Origin of the sequence: Aeromonas sp. R6-1, assembly GCF_040908165.1 — a bacterium.
Lineage (GTDB): Bacteria > Pseudomonadota > Gammaproteobacteria > Enterobacterales > Aeromonadaceae > Aeromonas > Aeromonas caviae.
Window position 1 is genome coordinate 372,144 of the sequence record NZ_JBFODF010000053.1, and the last position, 11,297, is coordinate 383,440.

The 11,297-nt window shown below is 54.6% G+C and carries 10 protein-coding genes; 3 read left to right on the forward strand and 7 right to left on the reverse strand.

The genetic code is table 11. The features are described from left to right. Positions 1-26: 26 nt before the first annotated feature. Entirely contained in the window at positions 27-920 is an 894-nt protein-coding gene (locus AB5Y68_RS18630) for a LysR family transcriptional regulator (protein ID WP_039039201.1), read from the reverse strand. Between the two features lie 100 nt (positions 921-1,020). Here AB5Y68_RS18630 and AB5Y68_RS18635 point away from each other — a divergent pair, with 100 nt between their 5' ends. Continuing rightward, complete coding sequence (locus AB5Y68_RS18635; RefSeq protein ID WP_080769911.1) at positions 1,021-1,509, forward strand: DMT family transporter; 489 nt, start codon at positions 1,021-1,023, stop codon at positions 1,507-1,509. Between the two features lie 10 nt (positions 1,510-1,519). Continuing rightward, on the forward strand, positions 1,520-1,954 hold the full coding sequence (locus AB5Y68_RS18640) for a DMT family transporter (RefSeq protein ID WP_039039200.1): 435 nt from the start codon (positions 1,520-1,522) through the stop codon (positions 1,952-1,954). Between the two features lie 271 nt (positions 1,955-2,225). Here the strand turns inward: AB5Y68_RS18640 and AB5Y68_RS18645 are convergent, their stop codons facing one another. The 3 genes from AB5Y68_RS18645 to AB5Y68_RS18655 all read right to left on the reverse strand — a co-directional run bounded on the left by AB5Y68_RS18645 (position 2,226) and on the right by AB5Y68_RS18655 (position 4,160). After that, positions 2,226-2,468 (reverse strand): DUF3297 family protein, encoded by a 243-nt coding sequence (locus AB5Y68_RS18645; protein WP_010673692.1) that lies wholly within the window; start codon positions 2,466-2,468, stop codon positions 2,226-2,228. A 98-nt stretch (positions 2,469-2,566) separates the two neighbouring features. Beyond that, entirely contained in the window at positions 2,567-3,883 is a 1,317-nt protein-coding gene (locus AB5Y68_RS18650) for a HipA domain-containing protein (protein WP_080769910.1), read from the reverse strand. Beyond that, entirely contained in the window at positions 3,867-4,160 is a 294-nt protein-coding gene (locus AB5Y68_RS18655) for a helix-turn-helix domain-containing protein (RefSeq protein ID WP_234704012.1), read from the reverse strand. Before AB5Y68_RS18655 ends, AB5Y68_RS18650 begins: the two co-directional genes overlap by 17 nt. 280 nt (positions 4,161-4,440) lie before the next feature. Between AB5Y68_RS18655 and AB5Y68_RS18660 the strand changes: the two genes are divergently transcribed. Then, complete coding sequence (locus AB5Y68_RS18660) at positions 4,441-4,968, forward strand: metal-dependent hydrolase (protein WP_039039198.1); 528 nt, start codon at positions 4,441-4,443, stop codon at positions 4,966-4,968. A gap of 262 nt (positions 4,969-5,230) precedes the next feature. On the opposite strand, the gene AB5Y68_RS18665 is transcribed toward AB5Y68_RS18660, so the two are convergent. The 3 genes from AB5Y68_RS18665 to trpB all read right to left on the reverse strand — a co-directional run bounded on the left by AB5Y68_RS18665 (position 5,231) and on the right by trpB (position 11,122). Continuing rightward, a complete protein-coding gene (locus AB5Y68_RS18665) occupies positions 5,231-8,035 on the reverse strand; it encodes an SIR2 family protein (protein ID WP_080769909.1) in 2,805 nt (934 codons plus the stop codon). 1,090 nt (positions 8,036-9,125) lie between these two features. Further along, on the reverse strand, positions 9,126-9,932 hold the full coding sequence (trpA, locus tag AB5Y68_RS18670) for a tryptophan synthase subunit alpha (protein WP_039039197.1): 807 nt from the start codon (positions 9,930-9,932) through the stop codon (positions 9,126-9,128). Further along, complete coding sequence (gene trpB, locus AB5Y68_RS18675) at positions 9,929-11,122, reverse strand: tryptophan synthase subunit beta (RefSeq protein ID WP_039039196.1); 1,194 nt, start codon at positions 11,120-11,122, stop codon at positions 9,929-9,931. Before trpB ends, trpA begins: the two co-directional genes overlap by 4 nt. Between the last annotated feature and the right edge of the window lie 175 nt (positions 11,123-11,297).

Sequence of the window (11,297 nt, forward strand, 5' to 3'; positions counted from 1 at the left end):
CGTTCCGGTTATCCCGATGCCCCCCCTCAGCGCAGCCCCAGACGCGCCTGCAGGAAGGCCAGCCAGGCCTCCACCTTGGCGGGCAGGTGGCGGCGCTTGGGATAGACGCACCAGATGCCGTGCTCGGGCAGGGCATGGTCTGGCAGGACGGGCACCAGGCGCCCGATGGCGAGATCCCGCGCCACGATGAAGTCCGGCATGTTGCCGATGCCAAGCCCCGCCAGCAGCGCGGTGTGGATGGCATCGCTGTTGTTGACCTCGAAATTGCCCCTGGGGGTGATGGCCACCTCTCCTTCGGGCCCGTGCAGCCGCCACTGGGTGCCGCCGCGAAACAGGGAGTAGAAGAGGCAGTTGTGGCGCTCGAGATCCGCCGGGGTGCGGGGCGTGCCGGCCTGCGCCAGGTAGGCGGGGGCGGCGCACAGGGTGCTGAGACAGGGGGCGAGGCGGCGGGCGACCAGGCTCGAATCCTCCAGCTCGCCGATGCGCACCGCCACGTCGAACCCCTCGGCCACCAGATCCTGCCGGGCGTCGCTCATCTCCAGCTGCAACTGCACCTCGGGATGAAGGGCGAGAAACTCGGGGACAAGGGGGGCGATGTGGCGCCGGCCATAGACCATGGGCACCGTCACCCGCAGCAGGCCGCGGGGGGCCGATTGCAGGGCGCCGATGGCATCTTCCCCGTCGCTGGCCAGGCGCACTGCATGGCGCACCGTCTCGAAGTAGCGCTCCCCCGCCTCGGTGAGGGTGAGGGAGCGGGTGGTGCGATAGAGGAGCTGGCAGCCGAGGGCCTGCTCGAGCTGGCTCACCTTCTTGCTCAGCACCGACTTGCTGAGGCCGAGCTGACGGGCGGCGCCGGAGAAGGTGCCCGACTCCACCACGGCGACGAAGGCGGGGAGCAGGGCGAAGGCTTCCTGGTTCATGTTGTTCTCGATATGGAAACAATGTTGTTCCAGGAGAGTAGATTATCCCCAAATCAAAAACAATTTACCCTGCTCGTCAGTTCAACCAAGGAGCAACCCCATGATCCCCCCGCTTGTTGACCGCGGCCCCGGCCGCCCCGCCCTCGGCCAGACACTTGGCCAGACCCTGGGCGCCCTGGCCGCCTTCGCCGCCGGCCTGCTGCTGGCGCTGATGATCGCCCAGAACGGCGCCCTGTCCCGCGCCACCGACCCCTGGCTCGCGAGCTGGCTGGCCCACGGGGTCGGCAGCCTGGTGGCCGGGCTCCTGTGGTGGCTCTCCCCAAGGCCCCCGACGCCGGAGGCGGCCCCGCCCTGGGCCTGGCTCGGCGGTCTGCCGGGGGCGCTCACCGTGGTGCTGGCGGCCCTCTGCCTCAACTCGCCCCTCGGCATGGCGGGCACCCTGGCCCTGCTGCTGCTCGGCCAGCTGCTGTTTGGGGCCCTGTGCGATGGTCTCGGCTGGCTCGGACTGGCTCGCCGCCGCCCCTCGGGAAAAGACGCGCTCGCCGCCTTGCTGGTGATGGCCGGCGCCCTGCTTATCGTGCTGCATTAGGAGAGACACCATGACCCTCTTGATCCTGCTGGGACTGCTGAACGGCGTGGCGGTGAGCCTGTCACGCACCCTCAATGGCCGCCTCGCCAGCGCCCGGGGCGCCATGACGGCGTCGCTGGCCAACCACCTGCTCGGCTTCGGGCTGCTCGGCGCCCTGCTCATCCTCAAGGGGGCGCCCTGGGAGCGGCTCGCCGGGCTCGATCCCTGGCTGCTGCTCGGCGGGGTGCTGGGGGCGCTGTTCGTCGCCATCAGCAGTTGGGCCATCGGCCGGATCGGCGCCCTGGCCTGCGCCCTGCTCATCGTCACGGGCCAGCTGGCGGGGGGGGCCCTGCTCGATGCCCTGGCCGGACGGCTGGCTGCGAGCGATCTGCTCGGCATCCTGCTGGTGCTGGCGGGGGCTGCGCTGCAACGCTGGCAGGGCGGCAAGCCGCGCTCCCGAGGATGAGCAGTGATGGCGTGGCGACACCTGAGAGGCGGGTGACAAACGCGCCGCCCTTGCCTAGACGGAAAAGGCTACCCGCCAGCCGGATCAGGGCCCAGATGAAAAGGAAAAGGCGAAAGAAAGGGAGGGAAAGGAAGAAACAGGAAGGCAACAGAGAGCAAAGAAAGAGAGGCGCCTGTAGCTCTGGGCCGCCCTCAACAGCAGAACACCGGCGCAAGGCCGGTGTTCTGAACAGCATGGCGGCGGGCCCGGCGGGGCGCGCGGTCAGGGCCGCTTAGGCGTAGAAGGCCTCGACGGTGCCCTTGACGGTGATCAGCATGGGGTTGCCGTAGCGATCCTTGGCCTTGGGGGAGGGGATCTTCACCCAACCTTCGCTGATGCAGTACTCCTCGACATTGGTGCGCTCCTTGCCGTTCACGCGAATGCCGATCTCGTGCTCGAAACACTCCGCCACATGGTGCGGGCTGCGCGGGTTGGCCGCCAGACGGTCGGGCAGTGCAGGTTTGTTGTCGCTCATTTTATAGACCTGAGAGTGATAAAAAGTGGGTCATTGTAGGCAATGCCCGCCATGGGCTCAAGGCTGGGTTGTGTCCCATGGGGGTGGACAAGGTCAGGTTACAGCTGCAGTTCCGGCAACAGCGCCGCCTGCGCCTGAAAATGGTGGCAACGGCGCTCAACGTCGTCTCTGTAACGCGCCAGATAAGCCAGCTCGGCGGGATTGTCTGTCTCGACCAGGGCGATGGCGGCATCAAGCTGATGCAGTATGTCGCTGGCCATCTTGTGCAAGGTCTGCTGCAACAGGCGTTTGGGCAGATCACACGCCTCTGCCATCTCCAGCAACTGCCATGCGTTGACCGCCTCGGGAGCAAACTCGTCGTCTATGGCCATGGCCAGATGCTGGTTGAACTCGGGGTAAAGCCCCACATTGACCAGATCGTACCAGGGGGTGGGCATCAGCCCTGCTTTTGATACGAAGAAGCTGTAGTTCTTGCCGTGGGCATCGTGATTGTTGACGCAGAGGTTGAAGATCAGCCATTGCAGCATGTCCAGTCTGGCCTGCGCCGGATTGACACAGAGGGCGCTGAGACTGAACAGCCGTGGCAGGCTCACCCCTTCCCGAATATGGGCCACGTCCCGCCCGTCACCGAAGTTGCGTTCATATTTTCGGGCGACGGGAAACCCCAGCCCCTGACAGGCATCGATCATATGGCGACGGCGCACCCTAACGCCATCTTCATCGAGGCGCCGATCGAACCGTTCCACCAGCAAGCTTCGGTGGGACTTATCGCCTTGGCCGACCCTGTGCAGTTCGACCCGCGCCACCGGCATGCCCAGCAGTGCGGCAAGTCGCATGGTCACAAACTCATTGATCACCAGATGAGGATGGTGCTCGAACTTGAGGAGGTGGGTGGAACAGAGCTCGCCCTCGCCAAATCCCAGCGTCCCCTCGAGTCGCAGCAGGTTGAGCTTGGCCTGCACGCCCGCAACCGAGAGGCGGGGGCGACCATCCCAGACTTCCAGCTGCCAGATCTCGGGCTGTTCGAGGCGCAGCAACAGCTCTTCCGGGGTGATGGGGCGAAAATGGGTGGGGACGTCGGGCTCTGCGGGCAGGGTAAAGGTGACCGCCCCGGAGACATCGCGGCCGATGCCGTGGATCAGGGCAAAGAGATTGCTGCGCGAAACGGAGAGCGCCTCAATCAGGTGCTCCAGCCCGCGATTTTCAGGCAGCAAGTTGCCGAGATACGCCCGGATCTGGGCACTGCTGGCCGAGCCATCCAGCGCCAGTGGGGGGGAGAGCGGGAAGCCACGCGCCTGCCACTCAGGTGTATAGCCGAGCTGAAACGCATCCTGGCTGGAGTCATACTCGAGATGGCCGATCAGCTGGTTACCCAGCCGAAGTTCAAGCCGATGGTGCTCAGAACCACTCATCATCACCGACCTCGGGTTGGCTGTTGCCGCTCGTTACCTGTGAGCCCACTTCCTGCACCAGTTGCAACCTCAGCCCCAGCGCCTTCATCACCTGTAACAGGGTCGAGAGGTAGACATCCCCCCCCTTTTCAATCTTGATCAGGGTCTTCTTGGAGATACCGCACAGTGAGGCCGTCACCTCCTGGGTCATCCTGGCGGCTTTGCGTCTCTCGCGGATCGCCAGCCCCAGCGAGGCGGGATCCAGTGCTTTCGGGTCGGTTGGCAATGGTGCGTCTGTCATCATGAACACGGAAAAAGTGTAGGTTGTTACACGTTAACTCATGGTAAGAGCAAACAGCAACCAAAAGTGTACAATGGTGCACTTTTTATGGTCCTGGTGCTGGTTTCGATAAAAAAGTGTAGAGGAATTCACTTTTTAGAGCGGAAAAGTTGGTGAGGGATGGTCTGGGGGATGGCCGAGGGGCCGGGAGGGGCTCGCTTGCAGAGCCGCAGTGCACTTCATGTTCACTTCACCGAACGGGATTAGGGTAAGCCAACGTTTTCAGTTGGAGCTTTACGAGATGCCCACCATAGTCACCCACGCGGCCGTGCCCCTCTGCCTTGGGCTCGGGCTTGGCAGCCGGATTATTCCGCCGCGCCTGCTGCTGGCAGGGGTTGCCATCGCCATGCTGCCCGATGCCGGTGTGCTCGCCTTCAAGCTGGGGGTCGCCTACGGCCATGTCTTTGGCCACCGCGGCTTTACCCACTCTCTGCTGTTCGCCTTTGCCCTGCCCACTCTGGCCATGCTGTTTCACCGCCAATTTCGGGCCAGCGCCGCCACCGTCTGGTCGTTTCTGCTGGTCTCTCTGCTCTCCCACAGCCTGCTCGATTCCCTCACCACAGGTGGTAAGGGGGTGGGCTGGCTCTGGCCGTGGCGTGACGAGCGCTTCTTTGCCCCCTGGCAGGTGATCCGGGTTGCCCCCTTCAAGCTGGAGGCCTATCTCACCGCCCGAGGTGAGGCGGTGATCCTCTCCGAGCTCTACTGGGTCTGGCTGCCGGGAGTTGTGCTGGTGTTGATGGGGTGGCGGGTGTGGAGAAGGGAGCAGTAGGTGTGGGATTGGAAAGGTGGGGATATATCGTGGCGGAGCAAAAATTAAAACTTGGACACCCATAATTTGTCAGCAGTTTGTACAGCTGCTTGCTTGGAAAGATAGATGTCCTAATGTTCTCATTGGATTTACAGGCTCGCAAGTTGAGATAGCGAAAGCCATGCATCGGCTAATAGTTGATAAAACCACCGACCTCCACGAGGTCGGTGTCAGGTGATAACTAGAACTGTACAACTTAACTATATCAATATTTTCAGAATATTCAGATTGATGAATAGTTTGGGCGTGATTTGTAATCATTTATCAAAGCACCTAACTCTTTATTTATATCTTCTAGTAATGTTATTTTTTTATTGTCTATCAGATATTGGATTATATCCTTAAGAGAGTAAAATTGTGACGAAAAAGTTTTTCCATCTCGAAACTGTTCCAAGTATTCATTCAGTTTTGTAACCGCTTCTAAGTCAAAGTCCTTAAAGTCCACAGCGACAGACCAAAGATCAAACTCCCAATCATCAATATTTTTCGTTTTGGGTTTAGATATAACATCCTGAATGAATTTCTTGATGATTCTTCTCACCTCGGCATTTGAAATATTGAATATGCTATACAGTAGAGACTTAGAGAATTTTCGCTGTTCTTCAGGATTAAATTTCTGAAGTTCAGATAGAAGCCGTCTAACTCTGTGCTTGTCAGTGTATTTTCCTTTGACTACTTGAATGTAGCCATATAGGTTGTTTATAGACCGATAGAGTATCGCGTGCTGATCCCAGCCGTGAGCTTTCTTTGAAATAAACTTATCTATCAGTGTGTTTAATATGGTTATTAGAATGTCAGTTTCGATGTTTCTATTAAATAAGCTGTGTTGATGAGCTAAGAAGTAGTTAATTGCTTCATAAGTTCCTATAGTGGTTGAACTACTAGCAATTAACTGAGAGAATTTATTCATTATTTTTGAAATATAATCATCACTTAAATCAAGTAATGAAAGGATTTGGACACAGTTTTCAAATTTTATTTCATTACCATCAAATATATTTTTATCTTGTATCAATCGTTCTGTTAGATTGGATAAAATTGTAGATACAATCCACTCGGAACATTCATCACTAACACTCAAACGAAGTTGGGTTGAATCCTCTTTCTTAAAGAATATGCGAAGATCTGATCTAAGCTCTTTTGATGAATAAAATTGAATGGCCGAGTAAATTTCATATTGATTAAGTATTACAGTATCTTTTACTGATTGGCGGAGTATGGCAATCTTTACAAAGTCTTTCATGATTGCTTTGTAAGGTGCGTATTGCTCAATCATTATATGGTTTTTCAAGGAAAAAGTTAGTATGTTAATATGTGTGGAAGTTGGTTCATATGCATCATTGTTAAAGCTAAATCCTCCAGATTTTATTATTTCAACAGTTTTTGTTAGATCAAGAATTTTCTTTGTACACTCATTAGCCTTCTGATATACAGAGTACAGAGATAAAAAATCATACAAGACTTGGTTTCTTTTTATCTCTGCTCTTGGGAATTTGAAAAACTCATCTTGAAGTTCTACCTCTATTTCTTTTTCATATTCATTTCGCTGTTCTGTGGAAAATGAGTATTTGAGACCCCATAAAATTGCGTTTTTGTTAAACAGTGCTATTAATAACATTGAATATATTCGATGTTTTTTACAGGTTTGGATTAGGTCAGCATTTTTCTTAAATGCTCCTTTATAATCCCCACATTTATAGCGCTCATAAGATTCTGATGACAAAGACTTGATAAAGTCATGGCTTTTGTATTCACATGCTGAAAACGACATATGCTCTCTATCTTGCCGCTCTAGTTCTTGGCATGGAGAAATTTTTTCGTTCACTAGATATCTAGTTTGCCCGATGTCATCAACATCGGATAAAATAATGCCTTTGATATTTGCTTGAGCTAAGATGGATAAAATATCTGTGAATCTGGAATTTCTGCGATAAAAACTCTCTTTTTCTTCTGCGTCGAGCAACTCTATATGAGTTAGAATATCCAAAAATTTTTCATGAATTAACCTCGTCGTTTCGCTGTAATCCGTAGTCAATGCACCTTTAACTCTGAATAGCTCTAATATGCTTAATCCATCGCTGTCGTAACGAAGTCCACAATTTGTTATTGCTCGTTTTATTTGGGTGTGGTTTATAACACTTTGTTGTCTTAGGTGTTTTATGCGTTCATATATGAAACTGATGATTTCCTGCTCATCATTAGCGTATACAGGTCTATTGTTATGAATAATCGCAGTTAAAAAAGACTGAGTTAATGCGGACTTTTTATCTAAATGCGGAATATCATCAACAGAATAGCTATTACTGTCCAATACTAATGTTGTGACCCCATGATTTCTCAAGTAGCTCTCTTGAGGTTTATCCGCTCTAAAATTTACTAAATACATCGGAGGAACTGAACTAGAATGGCTCTGTATCCATTTCATTATGTGTTTAAGATTAATATCATTATAAGAATATCCCAAGAATAAAACAGTATGAGTTGAGAATACAGACTTGATATAATTTTCTATTAATGGAAAGTTTCTGGAATAATTCAAGTAGTCATCTTCTTTGAAGACTATGTTGTGATTTTTGAAATCACCATGGATTTTAATGAATTTATTTTGGCTGGTGGATTTTACCAGATCTTTATCTGTACATATTGTGTCATATAAATAACCTTCCTGTTCAATTGCACTTTCGATGATGTAGTCCCAGTTCGTGGTGATTATCACGCGTGGGTTAATGTTCAAAATTGTTTTGTGCAAGCTTGATGGGGCAATGTCTTCTGGGAAATACTTCTTCAACGTTTGGCTATATTTCTGCTCTCCAAATTCAAGATAATGTAGCTGAGCTAATTTTAAATAATCCAAATCGTCAGTTATAGCTAAATCTGATTTCAATTCACTTATTAGGTCGCTCCACGAAGGTAGGGCTATATAATCTGTGTCGGAGCTTTTTGATACACCGGCACCGATAAATATTGCTAACCTGTCTTCATCATTAGCTTGTTTAATATTTTTAATATGAACATTGTGAAGCGACATTCTTAATTACCTGTGATTTTGGACTGTTTATTGAGCTGTGAATAAGCAAGATATAGTAAACGCATTGGGTGGGGACTATTAATTAGTGGCGTATTTTATAAAGGATGTGTTGATTTAATAAATTAATCTTCCGTATCACTTTTTCTGGAAGTTATTTAAAATGATGATGCTGGCTATTTTAGTCTATCTCGTATGTTGGGCTAAGAATCGTAAGTCAGTGCTGAACGAAGTGAAGTCCACCGTTTGCCGCGAATATATCTGTAAATTGATTTTACGGAGCTGCCATATCCATATATATCCTGCTTTGGGTGGAACAATAATGCTCGCCTGTTGGGCTTCGCAACGCGTTGCATCCACCTACAAAAACCACGCTACCGCCCCTGAGTGACAGCTCCCAGTTCGCTGCTTTTAACCTGCGAGATAGCAACAATCGCTGTCATGGCGTTCTCCCGAGAGATGGATTGTCGTTTGGCTATCTTAAGGGCTCTGTTCGGGGCATGGGAAGAAGAGGTTGATAAAAATCTGAGCCGGTTCAATCAATTAGTGAACAACTGTCGTTCTAGTTGGCTGTTAGGTGAGCAGAATAGAGGGAATTCCCCTCACCCCAACCCTCTCCCGGGGGGAGAGGGGGCTTGTTTGCGGTTAGACGGGAGCTGAGGGCTGGCGCGGTTTTGATCCCCCTCCAAGCTGCCGAGTCGAGCTCAATGGGTCAGGAGCGCCGTCAGGGATGACGGCGCAGTCGCAGTTGGTACAGGGATGTACCATCTGCGGCGTTCCGTCCGACCCAGAGAGCGAGATGAGGGAAAACGCCGCAGGCGGGCGGCTTGGCGGGGGAGAAGACCTTTGGTGACTTTGGGTCTTTCCAAAGTCACTCGCCCCAGCCCGAAGGGCGGGCGAAACCCCGTCGAGGGCAGAGCCCTCGCGTCCTGCGTGGCGAAGCCACGCCACCACATCAACTCCGCGAACGTCTGATTATGCTTCGCTAATCAGACCTAGAGAGGAACTAACCGCTGACGCCGGATAACAAAAGGGAGCCTATCAGGCTCCCTTTCCGTATTCACGGCCAATGGCATTTGACTAATGCCGCCCCTTATCGATTGGTCGCCGCCTTCATCCCCTCCACAAACTCCTTCAGACGAGTGAGCATATGCTCCGGGTTCTGGTGGTGGGTCTCGATGATCTTCACCACGGCGGAGCCGGAGATGGCACCGGCGGCGCCAGCCTTGATGGCGTCACGCACCTGGGCCGGTTCGCTGATGCCAAAGCCGAGCAAGGCGGGGGGGGCATTGAACTCGCGCAGGGTGTTGATGAGGCCCTCCACCGGCATGCCGGCCTTGGTCTCGGCACCGGTCACGCCGGCGCGGCTCACCAGATAGGTGTAACCGGAGCCGAGCTCGGCAACGGCCTTGAGCGTCTCGGCATCGCCGTTGGGCGGGGCGATAAAGATGCTGTCGATGCCGAACTTGTCGGCGGCCGCCTTGTAGGGTTCGCACATCTGCACCGGCACGTCCGCCACCAGCACGGAGTCCACCCCTGCCTGCTGGCACTTCTCGTAGAAGCCGTCGATGTGGCGCACATAGACCAGGTTCGCGTAGACCAGGAGGCCGATGGGCAGCTGTGGGTACTTGGCGCGGATGCGGGCGAGCAGGCCGAAGCAGTCGTCCGGGGTGGTGTGGCTGGCAAAGGCACGCAGGGCGGCACCCTGAATGGTGGGGCCGTCCGCCACCGGATCGGAGAAGGGAATGCCGAGTTCGAGGGCGTCGGCGCCTCCTTCGACCAGGGCATCGACGATGGCCAGGGACAATTCGGGGGTGGGGTCACCCAGCATCACGAAGGGCACGAAGGCGCCCTGATTGGCCTTGTCCAGACGGGAGAAGAGTTGTGCGTAACGGTTCATGACAAGGTTCCTTCTTTTTCAAAGATGTCGGCAACGGTGAAGATGTCTTTGTCGCCACGGCCGGAGAGGTTGACGATGAGCACCTGCTCTTTTTCCGGTTCACTGCGGGCCATCTTGAGGGCATGGGCCAGGGCGTGGGAGGACTCCAGCGCCGGTATGATGCCTTCGGATTTGGCCAGCTCCTGGAAGGCGTCCAGCGCCTCCTTGTCGGTCACCGAGGGGTACTCGGCGCGGCCGATGGCGGCCAGGTGGGCGTGCTGGGGGCCGACGGAGGGGAAGTCCAGCCCCGCCGAGACGGAGTAGGACTCCTGGATCTGGCCCTGGTTGTCCTGCATCAGGAAGGAGTGCATGCCAAAGAAGACCCCCTTGCTGCCGTGACCGAGCGGTGCACCGTGCTCGCCACTCTCGATACCGTGACCGCCCGGTTCGACGCCGATCAGGCGCACCGACGGCTCATCGATAAAGTCGGCAAACATGCCGATGGCGTTCGACCCGCCGCCGACGCAGGCGATCACCGCGTCGGGCAGTCGCTCTTCTTTCTCGAAGCACTGGGCCTTGGCCTCTTCCCCGATCATCTTCTGGAACTCCCGCACGATAGTGGGGAAGGGGTGGGGGCCGGCGGCGGTACCCAGCAGGTAGTGGGCCGACTCGTAGTTGGCAGCCCAGTCGCGCAGCGCCTCGTTGCAGGCATCTTTCAGGGTGCTGGAGCCGGAGTGCACCGGGATAACGGTGGCGCCCATCAGCTTCATGCGAAAGACGTTGGGCTTCTGGCGCTCGCAATCCTTGGCACCCATATAGACCCGGCACTTGAGGCCGAGCAGGGCACAGGCCAGCGCAGTGGCGACGCCATGCTGGCCAGCACCGGTCTCGGCGATGATCTCGCTCTTGCCCATGCGCTTGGCCAGCAGCGCCTGACCCAGCACCTGGTTGGTCTTGTGGGCGCCGCCGTGCAGCAGATCTTCACGCTTCAGATAGAGGCGGGTCTTGGTGCCCTTGGTCAGATTGCGGGTCAGGGTGAGCGGCGTCGGGCGACCGGCATACTCGGTCAGCAGGGACTGAAACTCGGCGATAAAGGCCGGGTCATCCTTGGCATCGACAAAGGCTTTCTCCAGCTGGAGCAGGGCCGGGATAAGGATTTGGGGCACATACATGCCACCAAATTCACCGAAAAACGGGTTGAGCAGGGTCATGGTTATCTTCCTTTACATTCTGCAATTGAGATCAGGTATGAGCCTTGGCGGGCTGAGGCGTATGGCTGGGGCACATACATGTCATCGACGAACTTCACCAAAAAACGGATTGAGCAGGGTCATACATTATTCCTTGTGCTTATGGGCAAACGCAGTTCATTAATTCGTTGAATGA